The organism is Paenibacillus tritici, from assembly GCF_013204885.1.
Classification (GTDB): domain Bacteria; phylum Bacillota; class Bacilli; order Paenibacillales; family Paenibacillaceae; genus Paenibacillus_AQ; species Paenibacillus_AQ tritici.
Genome location: NZ_JABMKX010000006.1, coordinates 248388 through 266913 on the forward strand (window position 1 = coordinate 248388; position 18526 = coordinate 266913).

General features: G+C 52.7%; 14 protein-coding genes. All 14 read left to right on the forward strand.

What is annotated here, in order from left to right; all coding sequences use genetic code 11:
* The first annotated feature begins 1 nt into the window (after window position 1).
* Window positions 2-1276 carry an RIP metalloprotease RseP gene (rseP, locus tag HQN87_RS12805; RefSeq protein ID WP_173133276.1) on the forward strand — a complete coding sequence of 425 codons (1275 nt, stop codon included), beginning with the start codon at window positions 2-4 and terminating at the stop codon, window positions 1274-1276.
* A 65-nt stretch (window positions 1277-1341) separates the two neighbouring features.
* Window positions 1342-2790: a proline--tRNA ligase gene (proS, locus tag HQN87_RS12810; RefSeq protein ID WP_173133280.1), complete on the forward strand. Its 1449-nt coding sequence runs from the start codon at window positions 1342-1344 to the stop codon at window positions 2788-2790.
* Between the two features lie 133 nt (window positions 2791-2923).
* Window positions 2924-7255 (forward strand): PolC-type DNA polymerase III, encoded by a 4332-nt coding sequence (locus HQN87_RS12815; RefSeq protein WP_173133283.1) that lies wholly within the window; start codon window positions 2924-2926, stop codon window positions 7253-7255.
* A gap of 171 nt (window positions 7256-7426) precedes the next feature.
* Window positions 7427-7894, forward strand: coding sequence for a ribosome maturation factor RimP (gene rimP / locus HQN87_RS12820; RefSeq protein WP_173133286.1), 468 nt, complete (start codon window positions 7427-7429; stop codon window positions 7892-7894).
* A gap of 26 nt (window positions 7895-7920) precedes the next feature.
* Window positions 7921-9018 carry a transcription termination factor NusA gene (nusA, locus tag HQN87_RS12825; RefSeq protein WP_173133288.1) on the forward strand — a complete coding sequence of 366 codons (1098 nt, stop codon included), beginning with the start codon at window positions 7921-7923 and terminating at the stop codon, window positions 9016-9018.
* Between the two features lie 29 nt (window positions 9019-9047).
* Window positions 9048-9356: an RNase P modulator RnpM gene (gene rnpM, locus HQN87_RS12830; RefSeq protein ID WP_036692616.1), complete on the forward strand. Its 309-nt coding sequence runs from the start codon at window positions 9048-9050 to the stop codon at window positions 9354-9356.
* Complete coding sequence (locus HQN87_RS12835) at window positions 9349-9672, forward strand: YlxQ family RNA-binding protein (RefSeq protein ID WP_036724725.1); 324 nt, start codon at window positions 9349-9351, stop codon at window positions 9670-9672. The genes rnpM and HQN87_RS12835 overlap by 8 nt, the downstream gene beginning before the upstream one ends.
* Entirely contained in the window at window positions 9665-12337 is a 2673-nt protein-coding gene (infB, locus tag HQN87_RS12840) for a translation initiation factor IF-2 (RefSeq protein ID WP_173133291.1), read from the forward strand. The genes HQN87_RS12835 and infB overlap by 8 nt, the downstream gene beginning before the upstream one ends.
* A gap of 18 nt (window positions 12338-12355) precedes the next feature.
* Window positions 12356-12703, forward strand: a complete 348-nt coding sequence (gene rbfA, locus HQN87_RS12845; protein WP_173133324.1) for a 30S ribosome-binding factor RbfA — start codon at window positions 12356-12358, stop codon at window positions 12701-12703.
* 26 nt (window positions 12704-12729) lie between these two features.
* Window positions 12730-13707 (forward strand): DHH family phosphoesterase, encoded by a 978-nt coding sequence (locus tag HQN87_RS12850; RefSeq protein WP_173133327.1) that lies wholly within the window; start codon window positions 12730-12732, stop codon window positions 13705-13707.
* Window positions 13704-14618, forward strand: coding sequence for a tRNA pseudouridine(55) synthase TruB (gene truB, locus HQN87_RS12855; RefSeq protein WP_173133330.1), 915 nt, complete (start codon window positions 13704-13706; stop codon window positions 14616-14618). The genes HQN87_RS12850 and truB overlap by 4 nt, the downstream gene beginning before the upstream one ends.
* A gap of 36 nt (window positions 14619-14654) precedes the next feature.
* On the forward strand, window positions 14655-15602 hold the full coding sequence (locus tag HQN87_RS12860) for a bifunctional riboflavin kinase/FAD synthetase (RefSeq protein ID WP_173133333.1): 948 nt from the start codon (window positions 14655-14657) through the stop codon (window positions 15600-15602).
* A gap of 150 nt (window positions 15603-15752) precedes the next feature.
* Window positions 15753-16022: a 30S ribosomal protein S15 gene (rpsO, locus tag HQN87_RS12865; RefSeq protein ID WP_019910460.1), complete on the forward strand. Its 270-nt coding sequence runs from the start codon at window positions 15753-15755 to the stop codon at window positions 16020-16022.
* Window positions 16023-16245: 223 nt separating this feature from the next.
* Window positions 16246-18348: a polyribonucleotide nucleotidyltransferase gene (gene pnp / locus HQN87_RS12870; RefSeq protein ID WP_173133336.1), complete on the forward strand. Its 2103-nt coding sequence runs from the start codon at window positions 16246-16248 to the stop codon at window positions 18346-18348.
* Window positions 18349-18526: the final 178 nt, after the last annotated feature.

The window sequence follows — 18526 nt, forward strand, 5'->3', positions numbered from 1 at the left end:
TATGGAGATGGTAAGAGTTGTTTTTTTGACGGTGTTTATGTTCTTTGTTCTGGTGACTGTCCATGAATGGGGACATTATTATTTTGCCAAACGCGCCGGAATCCTTGTACGGGAATTTGCTATCGGTTTCGGTCCGAAACTGTTCTCTTATAAACGCGGTGAAACCCAGTTCACGCTTCGCCTGCTGCCTTTTGGGGGATATGCCCGGATGGCCGGCGAGGACCCGGAGATGGTTGAGATTGGCCCCGGGCAGACGATTGCCGTCCGGCTGGGTCAGGATAACAAGGTGAAGAATATTTACCTCGATTCTCTGGATACGCGCAGAAATGTGATACGCGGGGAAGCGCAGTTCACCGATCTTGAGAATGAGCTGAAGATCCGTCTTGATGTGGACGGCGAAGTCACCACGTATGATGTGAACCCACAGGCGATGATGATCAAAGGCACCCAGCAGACGCAAATTGCACCTAAGGACCGGCAATTCGGCAGCAAAACCGTAGGTCAGCGCGCTATAGCGATCCTGGCTGGTCCAGTGATGAACTTCATTCTTGCGTTCGTGCTGTTCGCACTGCATTTGCAGATGGCCGGTATTCCGGTCGAGAATCCGACTTATGTGAAGATCGGTGAAGTCAGTGAAGGAATGCCTGCTCAGGAAGCCGGTCTGCAGAAAGGGGACATCGTCGTCTCAGTGAACGGTCAAGCGATCGGCGGCGATTATCAGAAGATGATCAAGCTCACCTCTGCCTCCAAAGGCAAAGAGATGAACTGGACGCTGCAGCGTGGCAGTGAGACCCTTAATGTGGCCATGATTCCCCGCGGAATGGAAGGGGAGGAGGGCGGCAAAGTCGGAATCACACCTGATCTACCTACCCGTAAGGCCGGTCCAGGGGAGACGATTACCAAGTCTGGTACGGCTATGGTGGACACGACCAAGCTGATCTTCATCGGCTTCAAGCAGCTGATCAACAAATTTAATATGGATGATATCTCCGGACCGGTCGGTACCTTCCAGTTGACAGGGCAGATTGCCCAGCAGGGGATTCAATACCTGACCTATTGGGCGGCTATTCTCAGCCTGTATCTGGGGATCTTCAATCTCCTGCCGATTCCTGCCCTGGATGGCAGCCGGCTCGTATTTCTCGGGGTTGAGGCGTTACGCGGTAAGCCGGTGGACCCGAGCAGGGAAGGCATGGTCCATTTTGTAGGATTTGCCCTGCTGTTCCTGGTGATGATTGCTGTTACTTATAATGATATTTTACGCCTCATAAGCGGCTGATTGATGTCATATCATTGTTTATCCCGTGATGGATGTGCGGGGCGAATATAGGAGGATTTCTTTACATGGCCAAAGACAAGCAATTCGTTACGGAGATCACGCCGCAGGGCGAGGATTTCTCACGCTGGTATATTGATGTAATCAAAAAAGCGGACCTGATGGACTATTCGCCGGTCCGCGGCTGTATCGTGTTCAAACCGGACGGCTACGAGATCTGGGAGCATATCCAGGAGGAAATGAACCGCCGTCTGAAGGCAACCGGTCACCGCAATGCCTACTTCCCGCTGTTCATTCCCGAGAGCTTTTTCCAGAAAGAGAAAGAGCATGTGGAGGGCTTCAACCCGGAGCTGCCTTGGGTGACCGAGGCCGGAGGCGATGTGCTGGAGGAACGTCTGGCGATCCGTCCTACTTCCGAGACCATGTTCGGGCATATGTATTCCAAATGGATTCAGTCTTACCGCGATCTTCCGGTGCTGATCAACCAATGGGCTAACGTTGTCCGCTGGGAGAAGCGTACGTTACCGTTCATCCGCACTACGGAATTCCTCTGGCAGGAAGGCCATACCGCGCATGAGAATGAGGCGGAAGCACGCGAAGAAACAATGAAGATGCTCGACAACTACCGTGATTTCGTAGAGACCTATCTGGCGATTCCGGTAGTAACCGGACAGAAGACGCCATCTGAGCGGTTCGCCGGGGCGGTGGATACGTATTCCATTGAAGCGATGATGAAGGATGGACGGGCTGTGCAGGCCGCTACCTCGCATTATCTGGGCACCAAGTTCGCCGTTGCTTTTGACATCCAATACTTAAGCCGTGATAATGTGCTCGAATATGCGCACACGACCTCATGGGGCTCTACAACACGCCTGATCGGATCACTGATCATGGTGCATGGTGATGACCGCGGACTGGCTCTGCCGCCGAAGGTAGCGCCTACTCAGGTCATTATGATTCCCATCGGACCGCCTAAGACCCGCGAAGCGGTTATCGGACGCACCGATGAACTGTTCAGCGAACTTAAGAATGCCGGAATCCGCGTCCGTGTAGATGACCGTGCGGATGTAACCCCGGGCTGGAAGTTCAATGAATATGAGATGCGTGGTGTTCCTGTCCGTCTGGAGCTTGGACCACGGGATATGGAGAACGGAGTCTGTGTGCTGGTCTCCCGGATCAGCGGAGAGAAGAAGGTGATCCAGCAGGAGAACCTGGTTGAAGAAGTGCAAGCTATGCTGGAGCAGGTACATCAGGAGATGTTCGAGCGGGCGCTGAAGTTCCGTGAGGATCATTTCTATTCGGTAGATACCTTGGAGCAGATGAAAGATTCCATGGAGGAGAAACGCGGCTTTGCGCTAGCTGGCTGGTGCGGCTCTGAGGAATGTGAGACCAAGGTTAAGGAAGAAACCGGCGCAGGCAGCCGCAACATTCCGTTCAACCCTTCCGAAACGAAAGAAACCTGTATCTGCTGTGGTAAGCCGGCCCGCCATACGGTTGTTTTTGCCAAAGCGTATTAATCAGCAGCCTAATAATTCTTAAACATAGCTTCTGGCGAGAGGAGTCGGCGGGCCGCAAGTACCCAATGCTTTTTGAGCCGGAGGCTTTTTCTAAAGATATAACCCAATTATTGCTGAGTTAGGTGGGGAGAGCATGGAGCAGAACATGGAGAGAAGAAAGAGGTTTGAGCTGTTGATGAAGCAGGGGGAGATTCCGCCTGCCATGATCGATCCCTATTTTTTGGACGGACAGATTGAACGTGTGGAGATCAGCCGCGGCAACCGTGACTGGCATATTGTGATTGCGAAAGACAGCCTGATTCCGGCCCAGACCTACCGGGCCTTCGTGCTTAGAATGCGTGAGAAGCTGCAGCATATCGCCAAGGTCAGCTTCTTATTCCTATATGGTGACACCATCAACAGAGCAGATATTGTACAGGAGTACTGGGGAATGTTCCTGGAGTGGGTCCAGCGTGAGATTCCATCGGTTAACGGGTGGCTGACGCGCTCCAGTCAGGATCTGCAGGAAGGTACGCTTATCCTTAGCCTGAACGATTCAATGTCGCTCGAGCTGGCCCGCAAAAAAGGGATCGAAGCCGCCATTATTAAATATTATGATAAATATTTCGGTCTCACCCTGAAGGTGAAGCTGCAGCTTACCGAGGATGAGAGCAAGAGCAAGGCAGACGCCTATGAGGAATTCCAGCAGAAGCTTCAGCAGGAGCAGCGTGAGCTGGTAGAAATGATGATGATGGCCAGCGAGCCGGACGAGCCTGAAGAGGCGGGGGATCCGAATGAGGTGATTAAGCTTCAGATCGGGAATGACATTAAGGAACAGGCTGTACCTATTCTGGAGATTCAGGATGAGGAGAAGAAGATCACGATCCAAGGGACCATCTTCGGGCTGGACAGCAAGGAGCTGCGCAACGGAAATACGCTGTTCACCTTCTGCATTACCGACTTTACGGATTCACTGCAGCTGAAGATGTTCGCTAAGACCAAGGAAGATTTGAAAATTATGGGCCAGCTGGCTAACGGCAAATGGGTGCGGGCCCGCGGTAAAGTGGAATACGACCGGTTCATGCAGATTCCTGAGCTGGTCATGATTCCTTCCGATCTGACCGAAGTGTCTGCACCGCCTGCCCGTAAGGACAATGCGAAGCAGAAGCGGGTGGAATTCCACCTCCATACAACAATGAGTACGATGGATGCGGTAACGCCTATAGATACCTATGTCAAAACCGCAGCGAAATGGGGCCATCCGGCGCTTGCCGTGACCGATCACGGGAATGTGCAGAGCTACCCGGATGCGAACCATGCCGCCCATAAGCATAAGCTCAAAATGCTCTACGGTGTGGAGGCCAACGTTGTAAATGACGCGGTTAACATCGTGGAGAATGCGCAGCCGCTGGATCTTAAGACAGCTACCTATGTTGTCTTTGACATCGAGACCACGGGGCTGTCGATCACACGCAATAACATCACCGAGCTTGCAGCGATCAAAATGTGCGAAGGCAAAGAGCTGGACCGCTACTCGACCTTCGTGAATCCGCATGAGAAAATTCCATATCACATCCAGCAGCTGACCAATATTACGGATGAAATGGTCAAGGATGCGCCGGATCTTGAGCCTGTGCTGAAGGGGTTTGTAGAGTTCGTGGGTGACAGCATTCTGGTAGCGCACAATGCACGGTTCGATATGGGCTTCATTCAGGCTTCCCTGAAGAAGCTGGGCCAGCCGGAGCTGCCGAATCCGTCACTGGATACGCTGGAGCTGGCGCGCCTGCTCTTCCCGACCATGAAGAACCACCGGCTCAATACGCTGGCTGACAAATATAAGGTGCTGCTGGAGAGCCATCACCGGGCGATTGATGATACGATTGCGCTGGGCGGGATTCTGAACGGATTGTTGGCAGATGCGGAGAAGATGAAGGGCATGACCCGTCTTGACCGGCTGAATGACTATGTAGGCAATGACCTGTCGAATGTGCGGCCGTTTCACTGCGGCATCTATGCGCTGAACCCGGTCGGCAAAAAAAATCTCTACAAGCTGATCTCATTATCCCATACGGAGTACTACAAGCGGGTGCCCTGCATCCCCAAATCGAAGCTTGAAGAGCACCGGGACGGCCTGATCGTGATTTCCGGCTGTGAGCGCGGCGAGTTCTTTGAAGCTGTGCTGAACAAAACCGTGGAAGAGGCGATTGAGGTTGCCCAGTTCTATGATGTATTGGAAATCCAGCCGTTGACTATGTACATGCACCTGGTGGACAAAGGATTCGTAGCCAGCCCCGAAGATCTGCGCGGTGTGGTCCGCAAGATTTGTGAAATCGGCGAACAGATGAACAAACCGGTTATAGCTACCGGCAATGTGCATTATCTGGAGCCGCGCGACAAGCTGTTCCGCGATATTACGATTCACGGAATTACCGGCTTCAGCCCGCTGAAGGACCAGAATAAGCCGGATGCCCACTTCCGTACGACCGATGAGATGCTGGCCGAATTCGAATTCCTGGGTGCGGAGAAGGCCATGGAGGTCGTTGTAACGAATACCGTGGAGCTGGCAGAACGATTCGAGGAATATGATCTGTTTCCCAGCGACCTGTTCACCCCGATTATTGAAGGGGCGGATGATGAGATCCGCAATACCTGCTATGATACAGCCAAATCAATCTATGGTGAGGAATTGCCGGAGGTTGTGGTTGCCCGTCTGGAGAAGGAGCTGGCCCCGATTATTAAATACGGGTTCTCTGCCAACTATCTGATCTCGGAACGGCTTGTTAAAAAGTCGAACCAGGACGGGTATCTGGTAGGCTCGCGTGGATCGGTAGGCTCGTCGGTGGTTGCTACGTTCCTCGGGATCTCGGAGGTTAATCCGCTTCCAGCTCACTATATTTGTACCAATTCGGAATGCCGGCACAGTGAATGGTTCCTCGACGGCAGTGTGCCGAGCGGCTTCGACCTGCCGGATAAGGACTGCCCGGACTGCGGCGGACGGCTTAAGGGAGAAGGCCAGGATATTCCGTTTGAGACCTTCCTGGGCTTCAAAGGGGACAAGGTTCCCGATATCGATCTTAACTTCTCCGGGGAGTATCAGCCGAACGCCCACAACTTTACCAAAACCATGTTCGGGCCGGACAACGTATTCCGTGCCGGAACGATCGGTACGGTAGCGGAGAAGACCGCCTTTGGGTTCACGAAGAAATATGAGGAGCATCACCAGAAGCGCTGGCGTGGAGCCGAGGTTGGGCGTCTGGCTGCCGGATGCACCGGCGTGAAGCGCAGTACCGGCCAGCATCCCGGCGGTATCGTCGTCTTGCCCGATTATATGGAGATTGAAGATATTACTCCGGTGCAGTTCCCGGCGGATGATGTTACAGCGGAATGGAAAACGACCCATTTTGACTATCACGCCTTCGATGCCAACCTGCTTAAGCTTGATATTCTCGGGCACGATGATCCGACCATGATGCGGATGCTGCAGGATCTGACCGGTGTGGACCCGACGACCATTCCGATGAATGATCCCAAAGTGATGAGCATGTTCAACTCTACGGATGCGCTTGGGGTAAGGCCGGATCAGATCCGTACACCCGTAGCAACTTATGGAGTGCCGGAAATGGGAACGAAGTTTGTGCGCCAGATGCTTGTGGAAGCGAAGCCTTCCAGCTTCGCCGACCTGCTGCAGATTTCCGGCCTCTCCCACGGTACTGGCGTGTGGCTGGGGAACGCCCAGGAGCTGATCAAGAACAATACCTGCAACATCAAGACGGTGATCGGCTGTCGTGATGATATCATGCTCTACCTGATCTATAAGGCGGGGATGGATGCCAGTCTGGCCTTCAAAATTACGGAAAGTGTGCGTAAAGGGAAGGGGCTGCCGCCGGAATGGATTGAAGAGATGAAGAACTGCAAGGTGCCGCAGTGGTATATTGATTCCTGTCTCAAAATCCAGTACATGTTCCCGAAGGCCCATGCCGCAGCCTATGTCATTTCAGCGGTGCGCACAGCCTTCTTCAAGCTGTATCATCCGATAGAATATTATGCGACTTATTTCTCGGTCCGTGCCGCAGATTTCGATATCGAGCTGTGCTGCAAGGGCTATGAAGCCATCGCACGCCAGATCGTAGAGATCGAGCAAAAGGGCTTCCAGGCCTTGCCGAAGGAAAAAGCGATGCTTCCGGTACTGGAGATGGCCCTGGAGATGACAGCACGCGGCTTCACCTTCAAGAACATTGATTTGTACCGTTCGGATGCCACCAAATTTACGGTGGACGGCACCAGCCTGATTCCGCCGTTCTCCTCACTCGCCGGAATCGGGGACAATGCCGCCATTCATATCGCCGCTGCCAAGGACGCGGGGGAATTCCTCTCCATTGAGGATTTCCAGCAGAAATCCAAGGCCAGTAAAACGGTGATTGAGCTGCTTAACGGAATGGGCTGTTTCCGCGGACTTCCGGAGAGCAATCAGCTTTCATTGTTCTAACCTGACACCCTCCGAAATAAGGGAGTCAAGGGCTGGTACTTGTCAGTGCAGGCTCACTATGGTATAATTTTTTTGGTAATAATGAGATAAGTCCGTTGTGTAAAGAGTGGGGAAACCCACTCTTTATCTTTGGTATATAGCAAAAGACAAGTTCGTGGAGGTAATCTTCTTTTGAGCACACCTAAATCCAAAATTAAACAAACGGTAGAGCAGCTGCTCGGGTCCTATCTGGAGGACAATGGTTTCGAACTGGTGGACGTTGAATACGTGAAGGAAGGCTCCAACTGGTTTCTGCGCGTATTCGTAGATAAAGAGGGCGGCATTGATATTGATGACTGCGGAACCATCAGCGAATATATCAGCCAGAAGCTGGATGAGAACGATCCGTTCGCCGAAGCTTATTTCCTTGAAGTCTCCTCGCCGGGAGCGGAGCGTCCGCTCAAGAAAGCTGCGGATGTGGCCAAGGCGGTAGGCAAGGACGTATATGTAACCGTATATGAACCGATTCAAGGACTCAAAGAATTCGAAGGTCGTTTGCTCTCGTTCGAGAACGAGGAACTGCTCATCTCCGCGGGCAAAAAACAACATGCTGTACCGTACGCCAAGGTCGCCAGTGCGAGATTGGCCATTATTTTTTAACGTCTTGAAAGGGGGACCGGAATTTCATGAGTATGGAGTTTATTGAAGCTATGAATGAACTGGAAAGGGAGAAAGGCATCAGCAAGGATGTGCTGTTCGAAGCCATCGAAGCGGCGCTGATCTCCAGCTATAAACGCAATTTCAATGCGGCGCAGAATGTGCGTGTGGACATGAACCGCAACACAGGCGTGATCAAGGTATTTGCCCGCAAGCTGATTGTGGAGGAGGTACTGGACGCACGGACAGAGATCTCACTCCTGGCTGCCCGGGAGATCAACCCGCATTTCCAGCTGGAGGATATCGCCGAGCAAGAGGTCACGCCGCGTGATTTCGGCCGTATTGCCGCCCAGACTGCGAAGCAGGTGGTCACCCAGCGTATCCGCGAAGCGGAACGCGGCCTGATCTACAACGCTTTTATCGACAAGGAAGATGATATTGTTACCGGCCTTGTACAGCGCCAGGATATGCGTAACATCTATGTGGATCTTGGCAAGATCGAGGCGGTTCTTCCGCTAAGCGAGCTTATGCCTGGAGAGAAGTTCAAGCAGAGCGAGCGTATCAAGGCTTATATCACCAAGGTGGAGAATACGACTAAAGGGCCGCAGATTATGCTGTCCCGCAGTCATCCGGGTCTCTTGAAGCGTCTGTTCGAGCTGGAAGTTCCGGAGATTTTTGACGGGGTAGTGGAGATTCGTTCCGTTGCCCGCGAAGCCGGCTTCCGTTCCAAGATCGCCGTATTCTCGCGTAATCCCGAAGTGGACCCGGTGGGCTCATGCGTAGGCCCAAGAGGCACACGAGTACAGACCATCGTAACCGAGCTTCGCGGCGAGAAGATTGATATCGTAAGATATTCCGAGCTGGTCCAGGAGTATGTGGCTAACGCGCTCAGCCCGTCCAAGGTACTTGAGGTTCAAGTCTTTGAAGCGGAGAAAATGGCCCGCGTGATCGTTCCTGATTATCAGCTGTCGCTCGCGATCGGCATCAAGGGACAGAACGCCCGTCTTGCCGCCAAGCTGACCGGCTGGAAGATCGATATCAAGAGCGAGACTCAGGCGGAGCAGGAATACGGCAGACCCAGAACGTCCAATGATGAAATGCATCAGGATTCCGTCTCCATCGATTAATGAATGCTGACTGACGGGAGGCGCTACTTATGAAGCAAAGAAAGGTGCCGCTGCGTAAATGCGTTGCCAGCCAAGAGATGATGCCCAAGAAAGAGCTGATTCGCGTGGTGAGAACGCCTGAAGGCGAGGTGCTGATCGACCTGACAGGCAAGAAGTCGGGCCGTGGCGCTTATATCTGCGGCAAACTGGAATACTTTAAGTTAGCACAAAAGACCAAAGCACTTGACCGCGCATTGAAATGTCAGGTGAGTCCTGAAATCTATGCCCAGCTTGCCCGGGATTTTGCATCCGTGGAGGAGCAGTTTTTGGCAGCGAAGGATAGTGAGGACAATGAGTAAGACACTTTCTTATTTAGGGCTTGCGATGAGAGCAGGCAAGATTGTCACCGGCGATGAGGCCGTGCTTAAGGCAGTGCGGTCTTCAGAGGCGAAGCTGGTCGTCCTGGCAGGTGACGCTTCAGATAATACCCAAAAGAAGTTCCGTGATAAATGCGGGACCTACGATATTCCACTAGTAATCGCATTTCACCGGGATGAACTCGGTGCAAGTATTGGTAAAGACCAGCGCGTGGTGCTGGCCGTTACGGATAAAGGATTCGCGGAAATGATCTCCAGAACGCTGGGAGATACTGTCGGAGGTGGAGTTATTGACTAAAGAAGACAATAAGGAAAAACTGCGCGTATATGAATATGCGAAGTCGCTGAACATGAGCAGTAAAGAAATTATTACGATTCTGAAGCGTTTGAATGTCCCTGTGAATAATCATATGAGTGTCATGGAGAATGGCTCTGTGCACAAAGTTGAACAATTCTTCAAGGATATCAAGTCAAACGCTGCAGCCAAACGGGACACCGGCTCCAGCAGCCGTCCGGCAGTTACTGCCGGTGCGGTAAGTGCCGAATCCCAGAGTGCTCAGAACACCAACAAAATTCATTCGGAAAAGCAGGTAGGTATGAACAGTAACCAAAACAACAACCAATCGACGACGTCCCCAAGGCCCCAAAGCGGACAAGATTCCCGCAGAGCACAAACATCAGGCACCACTCAGAATTCACGCCCGCAGGGCAGCTCCACTAGCAGTAGCCGTCCGCAGGGCAGCTCCACTGGCGGCAGCCGTCCACAAGGCAGCTCCACAGGCGGCAGCCGTCCGCAAGGCAACTCCACAGGCGGCAGCCGTCCACAAGGCAGCTCCACAGGTGGCAGCCGTCCACAAGGCAGCTCCACAGGCGGCAGCCGTCCGCAGGGCAGCTCCACAGGCGGCAGCCGTCCACAAGGCAGCTCCACAGGCGGCAGCCGTCCGCAGAGCAGCACTCCTAGCAGCAGCCGTCCGCAAGGACAAGGCGGCGCACCGCGTACGGGTGACCGTCCGCAGGGTCAAGGCAATGCAGGCGGAGGATTCTCCCGCGGCGACGACAGAGGCCCGAAGAAGAATACCACTGGCGGCAGACCGGGCAGTGGCGGCGGCCAGAAGCGTTTTGATGACGGCAAGGGCGGTAACTACCGCGGCCGTGGAGGCAAGAATAACCGCAGAAACCAGCCGACCGTGTACCGGGAGAAGATTGACAACACACCTAAGAAGATCATCGTCCGTGGCAGCATGACTGTCGGTGAGACAGCGAAGCTGCTTCACAAGGATGCTTCCGAAGTGATCAAGAAGCTGATCTCGATGGGAGTTATGGCGACCATCAATCAGGAGCTTGACATCGACACCATCCTGCTGCTGGCCGGTGAGTTCGGTGTTGAAGTAGAAGTGAAGATTCCGGTAGATGAAGACAGCTTCGAGACGGTGGAAGAAAACGATTCTGAAGAGGAATTGATGACCCGTCCACCGGTTGTTACGATCATGGGGCACGTTGACCATGGTAAAACAACCTTGCTCGATGCCATCCGTTCAACGAATGTGAGCGGCGGCGAAGCCGGCGGAATTACGCAGCACATCGGTGCGTACCAAGTCGAAATCAACCACAAGAAAATTACGTTCCTGGATACACCGGGCCATGAAGCGTTCACCGCTATGCGTGCCCGCGGCGCCCAGGTAACAGATATGACGATTATCGTCGTTGCTGCCGATGACGGCGTTATGCCTCAGACGGTAGAAGCGATCAACCATGCCAAGGCAGCCGGACTTCCGATCATTGTTGCGGTTAACAAGATCGACAAGCCGGGCGCAGATCCTGACAAGGTGAAGCAGGAGCTTACAAGCTATGAGCTGGTTCCGGAAGAGTGGGGCGGCGATACGATCTTCGTCAACCTGTCAGCCAAACAGCGCATTAATCTGGAAGAGCTGCTGGAAATGATTCTGCTCGTTGCTGAAGTGAATGAGTACAAGGCGAACCCGGACAAACGGGCACGCGGTACTGTTATAGAAGCTGAGCTTGACAAGAACCGTGGACCGGTTGCCCGTATCCTCGTGCAGAACGGTACGCTGAAGGTCGGAGACGCATTTGTAGCGGGTAACTGCTTCGGCCGCGTACGTGCCATGGTTAATGACAAGGGACGCAAAATCAAGGAAGCCGGACCTTCCACTCCAGTGGAAATTACCGGTTTGACCGAAGTGCCGCAGGCGGGCGATCCGTTCATGGCCTTTGAAGATGAGCGCAAAGCACGGTCCATCGCTGACAGACGTTCTATAACACAGCGCCAGTCCGAGCTGAACACGAACACCCGCGTTACGCTGGATGATCTGTTCAAGCACATCAAAGACGGCGAGATCAAGGATCTCAACGTGATTATCAAGGCTGACGTTCAAGGTTCGGTAGAGGCGCTGAAAGGCTCCCTGGCCAAGATCGAAGTCGAAGGCGTACGCGTGAAGATTCTTCACAGCGGTGCCGGGGCGATTACGGAATCCGACATTACCTTGGCTGCAGCATCCAATGCTATCGTGATCGGCTTCAACGTTCGTCCGGATACCCAGACGAAGGCGGCGGCTGAGCAAGAGAAGGTGGATGTACGTCTGCACAACATCATCTACAATGTAATTGAAGAGATTGAAAGTGCCATGAAGGGCATGCTTGATCCGATCTATAAAGAGAACGTTATCGGCCATGCCGAAGTTCGTAATGTATTCAAAATCAGCAAAGTGGGCACCATTGCAGGTTGTATGGTAACTTCCGGCAAAATTGCCCGTAATGCTGAAATGCGCCTGATCCGCAGCGGGATTGTTGTCTTCACAGGCAAAATCGACACCTTGAAACGTTTCAAAGATGATGCTAAAGAAGTGGCACAGGGTTATGAATGTGGCATAACTTTGGAACGCTATAATGATGTCGTTGAAGGCGACATTATCGAAGCATTCATCATGGAGACGGTAGAGCGCTAAGCGAAGAGGTGAAATTAAATGTCTAAAATCAGAGCCGGACGGGTTGGCGAACAGATTAAGAAAGAACTGAGCCAGCTCATCCAAAGCGGACTGAAGGACCCGCGTGTCGGGTTCGTAACTGTAACTGGCGTAGATGTGACGAATGATTTGTCACAGGCCAAGGTATACCTGAGTGTATTCGGGGACGAGGAGCAGAAGTCTGACTCGCTCAAAGCGATAGAGAAAGCCAATGGCTTTCTCCGCTCGGAGCTTGGCAAAGCGATCCGCCTGCGCCATACGCCTGAGCTGATCTTCAAGATTGATGAATCCGTTGCTTACGGAAGTCATATTGAGAAGCTGCTCGGCGAAATCGGCAAAAACGAATAGGCTACGGAACATAAAGGAGACGGCGAATGCAGAGCTATGAACAAAGTCTCCAGCAGACGCGTAAGTTTCTGCTGGAACACGACGATTATCTTGTAGTGTCGCATGTTCAGCCGGACGGAGATGCAGTCAGCTCCACCCTTGCGGTGGGCTGGCTTCTCTCATGTCTGGGCAAGAAATATTTGATGCTGAATGAGGGTCAAATTCCGCAGAGGATGGAATATTTATGGCATGCCGATCAAATTGTGAATCTGTCTGCAGGTGAATTGCCCCGCCAGTACAGCCATGTAATTTGTGTGGACTGCGCGGATTTCCAGCGTGTGGGGCTAACGCAGCAGCATTTCACAAGTGATGCACTGATCTTGAACATAGACCATCATCCCACCAATAACGGTTACGGCGCGGTGAACCTGATCAAGCCGGATGCAGCAGCGACAGCGGAGATTCTGTTCGATCTGCTGAAGACCTTTGATGTGGAGTGGGATAATGATATTGCTACTGCCATTTATACCGGGCTGTTAACGGATACCGGCGGTTTCCGTTACAGCAACACTTCCCCGAAAGTGATGGCAGCGGTATCCGAGCTGCTGGCACTTGGTGTGAATGGGCCTGATCTGGCAGAGACCCTGCTTGAAGAGATGACCCTTCCCCAGGTGAAGGTGCTGAACCGGGCACTTGGTACGCTTCAGCTCAGTCCTGAAGGGGATATTGCCTGGGTGTATGTGACGCCTCAGGATATGCTGGACTCTGGAGCAGCCAATGAGGATCTTGAAGGGATCGTCAATTATCCCCGTAATATCCGGGGGGTAGAGGTAGGCATTCTGTTCAAGGTTATAGATGAGCATGCGGTGAAGGCCAGCCTGCGTTCAGCAGGTAAAGTTGACGTAGCGGCGCTGGCGCAAGCCTTCGGCGGCGGAGGTCATACCCGTGCAGCGGGTGCCCGGATTAACGGAAGCCTGGAAGAAGCTGTTGCACAGGTGCTTGAGGAGGTCAAACGTCATTTATGAGTGAACTTACAGGAGTTCTGGCCGTATATAAGCCGGCAGGGTTCACTTCACATGATGTAGTGGCCAAAGCGCGGCGGATTCTGGGTATGAAGCGGATTGGACATACCGGGACACTTGATCCACAGGTGACCGGAGTGCTTCCGCTCTGTCTGGGCCGGGCTACTCGGGTAGTGGAGTACATCCAGGAGCTGCCCAAGGAATATGTTGCCACACTGCGGCTGGGGCTGGCTAGCGATACCGAGGATTTGACCGGAACGATCACGGAATCCGTCGAGGAGGTTCAGGTTACAGAGGCCGAAGTACTGGCAGTTCTGGAATCCTTCCAGGGTGTGATCTCTCAGGTTCCTCCGATGTATTCCGCAGTGAAGGTGGACGGCAAACGTCTATACGAGCTGGCCCGAGAAGGCAAGACCGTGGAACGCAAGAGCCGTGAAGTGGAGATTTATGAGATCGACATGCAGACTATGGTCTGGAATGGCAATTATCCGGATATCACATACCGGGTACTCTGCTCCAAAGGTACTTATATCCGCACGCTCTGCGTGGATATCGGACGCAAACTTGGAGTTCCCGGCGTGATGGTGAAGCTGGAGCGGACCATGTCGGCCGGAATCCCGGCCACTCATTGTCTGACCCTGGAGCAAATTGCTGAACATAAGGAAGCCGGTACGCTGGAAGAGCATTTGATTGCCGCCGACGAAGCCATTTCACATTTGCCCAGGCATACCGTTGCCGAGGAGAAGAAGAAGGCCGCTCTGCAAGGGCAGCGTCTGTCGATCCGTTTTGTGGCACCTGAAGTGAAGAAGAGCGGAGACTTCCGGCTCTATGATCTCCAAGGAGAGTTCCTGGGTATCTACGCTCTGGAAGCTACAGGGGCAATCGCGCCTGTCAAGGTGTTTGCCCAGGCCTGAACTTTAATTTATTTGCGAATGTAGGTGAGAAACAGCGTGAGAACCTTAACTTTAAGCTATCCGATGCTGCCGGAGACGGCAGCGCAGGTTGCGCAGCCTCAAGTAGTTGCCCTGGGACAGTTCGATGGACTGCACCTCGGACATGCCAGTGTCATCACATCTGCTGTAGCTCTTGCCCGCCAGGCAGGTGTACCCGCAGCGGTGATGACTTTCTACCCCCATCCCAAGGATGTTATGGGGAAAGGGGACTACGAGGGATATTTGACACCGTCAAGGGATAAGCAGGAACTGCTTGCCGCGATGGGTGTCGAGCTTTTATATATAATTGACTTTAATGAAGAACTCTCCCGGGTGAGCCCGGCGGACTTTGTCTCTGTAATGCTGCTGCCGCTGCAGATTGTAACTGCTGTTGTCGGGTTCGACTTCCGCTTCGGCTACAAGGGCGAAGGGGATGTGAACACGCTCCGGGAGCTGGGACAGGGCGCTATGAAGGTGGAGACGGTCTCCCCGTTCCTGCTCGAAGGAGAGAAGGTCAGCAGCTCCGGCATCCGCAAGAGCCTCCTGAGCGGGGAACTGGATAAGGCCAATGCCTGGTTTGGACGTTGTTATCACCTGCGCGGAATCGTGGGTCATGGAGAGAAGCGGGGCCGGACCATCGGCTTTCCGACGGCGAACCTGCAGCTCGAAGACCGCTATGTCATTCCGGCCACAGGCGTATACGCAGTGAAGGTCTTTTACAGGGACGAAGTGCTGTACGGGGTTATGAATGTCGGTGTGAAGCCTACGTTTCATGAAGGGGTAACCAAGCCCAGCTTTGAAGTCCATCTGTTTGATTTTGCCGCGGATATCTATGGGCATGAGCTTAAGGTAGAACTGGTGTCCTACATCCGCGCTGAGCGCAAGTTCGGGTCTATTGGTGCCTTGATTGCCCAGATCGGTGCAGATGCCGAGACAGCCAAAGGTCTTCTGGGATATCACTCCTAATCTTTCCCGGACATGCCGTTTACTTTTGCCATTGAAGGTGCTATACTGATTAACGTTGCTGGATTGACAGCATCAGAACCTTAGCTTGGTTGCTTGTTCTCACCGACGGTGACGAGGCTACTGGCGATTATAATGAAGGAGGTGAACAGGATGGCATTGACTCAAGAACGTAAACACCAATTGATCGACGAGCACAAAACTCACGAATCCGATACTGGATCCCCTGAGGTGCAAGTTGCTATCCTTACGGAGAACATCGTTAATTTGACTGACCACTTGCGTACGCACAAGAAGGATCATCATTCCCGCCGCGGACTGCTGAAGATGGTTGGACAACGTCGTAAACTGCTGGCGTATTTGAAGAACAAAGACATCAGACGTTACAGCGCCCTGATCGAAAAACTGGGATTGCGTCGTTAATTTTCCATAAGCTGAACCCTAAAGCAGCCTGGTTGTATACCGTATGTCCTTCTTACGAGCGACAGCGGGACAGCCGGGTTGCTTTTTGAAAATTTAGGGTAAACTTTTACAGTTGACAAGTCCATAGTATTCGCAAAAACGGCTATATCACCTCTGCGGAGGACAAGCCGTTTTTGCTTGTAGAACATACAGAACGTATTATTACCATTCAAGGAGGGGTTTTATGGAACAACGTGTGGAAATGCAGCTGGGCGGAAGACGCCTTGTGCTGGAAACAGGCCGTCTGGCCAAACAAGCGAATGCAGCCGTTATGGTGCGTTACGGGGATACTTCAGTATTGTGTACGGTTACAGCATCCAGTGAACCTAAAGATCTGGATTTCTTCCCTCTTACGGTGAACTATGAAGAAAGATTATATGCAGTAGGCAAAATCCCCGGCGGATTCATCAAACGTGAAGGACGTCCGAGCGAAAAAGCAATTCTGTCCAGCCGTCTGACCGACCGTCCGATTCGTCCGTTGTTCCCTGAGGGGTTCCGCAATGACGTTCAGGTATTGAATCTGGTCATGAGTGTGGATCAGGACTGTGCGCCTGATATCGCCGCTATGATCGGTACTTCCGCTGCGCTGAGTATTTCTGATGTGCCGTTCAACGGTCCAATCGGCGGCGTTGCAGTAGGCCGGGTTAACGGTGAATTCGTGATCAATCCGGATGTGGCCCAGCAGGCAGTAAGCGATATCTATGTGGTTGTAGCCGGTACTAAGGATGCCATCATGATGGTAGAAGCGGAAGCCAATGAAGTAACCGAAGATGTTATGCTGGAAGCGATCATGTTCGGTCATGACGAAGTCCGCAAGATTGTAGCTGTGATTGAGCAGCTCGTAGCTGTTGCCGGCAAAGAAAAAATGGCCGTGAAGCTTCATGCAGTGAATGCTGATGTAAATACAGAGGTTCGTGCTTTTGCAGAGAGCCGTCTGGTCGAAGCGGTCAGAATTGCCGAGAAGCATGCCCGTCAGGATGCTATCGATCTGATCAACAACGAAACGGTGGAGTATTTCGCGGAGAAATACATAGAGTCACCAGAACTGCTTAAGGATGTTAAGGAAGTCCTGCATGATATCGTGAAGGATGAAGTTAGACGTCTGATCACCCATGACAAGGTTCGTCCTGACGGCCGTAAGCTGGATGAGATCCGTCCGATTGAATGCGATACAGCGCTGCTGCCGCGCACACACGGTTCCGGTCTGTTCACACGCGGTCAGACACAGATTCTAAGCGTATGTACACTGGGCGCACTTGGAGATGTGCAGATTCTGGACGGCATTGATCCGGCAGAAACCAAACGCTTCATGCATCACTACAACTTCCCTCCGTTCAGCGTAGGGGAAGCCCGTCCGCTGAGAGCACCGGGACGCCGCGAGATCGGCCACGGAGCACTGGGAGAACGCGCATTGTCCAAGGTCATTCCAAGCGAAACTGAATTCCCGTACACTATCCGTCTGGTATCCGAAGCCATTGAATCCAATGGTTCCACTTCCCAGGCTAGCATCTGTGCCAGTATCCTGGCCATGATGGATGCAGGGGTACCTATTAAGGCGCCTGTTGCCGGTGTAGCGATGGGTCTGATCAAAGACGGAGAGCATGTCTCCATCCTGACCGATATTCAAGGCATGGAAGATCACCTCGGTGATATGGACTTCAAGGTAGCGGGCACAGCAGAAGGCGTTACGGCGATTCAGATGGATATCAAGATCGACGGCATCGACCGCAAGATTCTGCATGAGGCACTTCAGCAGGCCAAAGAAGGACGTATGTTCATCCTGGGCAAAATGAATGAAGCCATTGCTGCACCAAGACCAAGCCTGTCCAAATATGCTCCAAAAATCATCATCATTAACATCAATCCGGACAAAATCCGTGATGTTATCGGTGCAGGCGGTAAGATCATCAACAAAATCATTGAAGAAACCGGCGTAAAGATCGACATCGAACAAGATGGACGCGTATTTATCGGTTCCTCCAACGAAGAGATGATTCAGAAGGCCCGCGGCATTATCGAAGGCATTGTGCGTGAAGTGCAGGTCGGCGAAATATATGTGGGTACGGTTAGACGTATTGAGAAGTTCGGCGCGTTTGTTGAACTGATTCCTGGTAAAGACGGCCTTGTGCATATCTCCCAGCTGTCCACCGATCGTGTGGCTAAGGTGGAGGATGTCGTGGCTATCGGTGATACCATTACCGTCAAGGTAACGGAGATCGACCAGCAGGGCCGCGTCAACCTGTCGCGCAAAGCGGTTCTGACTTCGGAAAGCGGAGCGAAGGCGTAAGCAATACTTTCACAGCTTCACCGGTATTCAACTGAATGTATGAAGAAGAGACAGAAGCAGTACCGTTCTGGCTCTTTTTTTTGGCAACCGGGAGTGATGGATTCAGCCCATGGAGCTAAGCAGCCATTGATGCATTATGCATAATTTGCTTGATTCATGCATAGGCTGGGACAAAGCG

What these genes read in the sequence shown, in the direction of transcription:
- proS (WP_173133280.1), top strand. Translation starts at nt 1,342, where the DNA reads ATGGCCAAAGACAAGCAATTCGTTACGGAGATCACGCCGCAGGGCGAG.
- rpsO (WP_019910460.1), top strand. Translation starts at nt 15,753, where the DNA reads ATGGCATTGACTCAAGAACGTAAACACCAATTGATCGACGAGCACAAA.
- HQN87_RS12815 (WP_173133283.1), top strand. Translation starts at nt 2,924, where the DNA reads ATGGAGCAGAACATGGAGAGAAGAAAGAGGTTTGAGCTGTTGATGAAG.
- truB (WP_173133330.1), top strand. Translation starts at nt 13,704, where the DNA reads ATGAGTGAACTTACAGGAGTTCTGGCCGTATATAAGCCGGCAGGGTTC.
- HQN87_RS12850 (WP_173133327.1), top strand. Translation starts at nt 12,730, where the DNA reads ATGCAGAGCTATGAACAAAGTCTCCAGCAGACGCGTAAGTTTCTGCTG.
- HQN87_RS12835 (WP_036724725.1), top strand. Translation starts at nt 9,349, where the DNA reads ATGAGTAAGACACTTTCTTATTTAGGGCTTGCGATGAGAGCAGGCAAG.
- nusA (WP_173133288.1), top strand. Translation starts at nt 7,921, where the DNA reads ATGAGTATGGAGTTTATTGAAGCTATGAATGAACTGGAAAGGGAGAAA.
- rnpM (WP_036692616.1), top strand. Translation starts at nt 9,048, where the DNA reads ATGAAGCAAAGAAAGGTGCCGCTGCGTAAATGCGTTGCCAGCCAAGAG.
- pnp (WP_173133336.1), top strand. Translation starts at nt 16,246, where the DNA reads ATGGAACAACGTGTGGAAATGCAGCTGGGCGGAAGACGCCTTGTGCTG.
- rbfA (WP_173133324.1), top strand. Translation starts at nt 12,356, where the DNA reads ATGTCTAAAATCAGAGCCGGACGGGTTGGCGAACAGATTAAGAAAGAA.
- rseP (WP_173133276.1), top strand. Translation starts at nt 2, where the DNA reads ATGGAGATGGTAAGAGTTGTTTTTTTGACGGTGTTTATGTTCTTTGTT.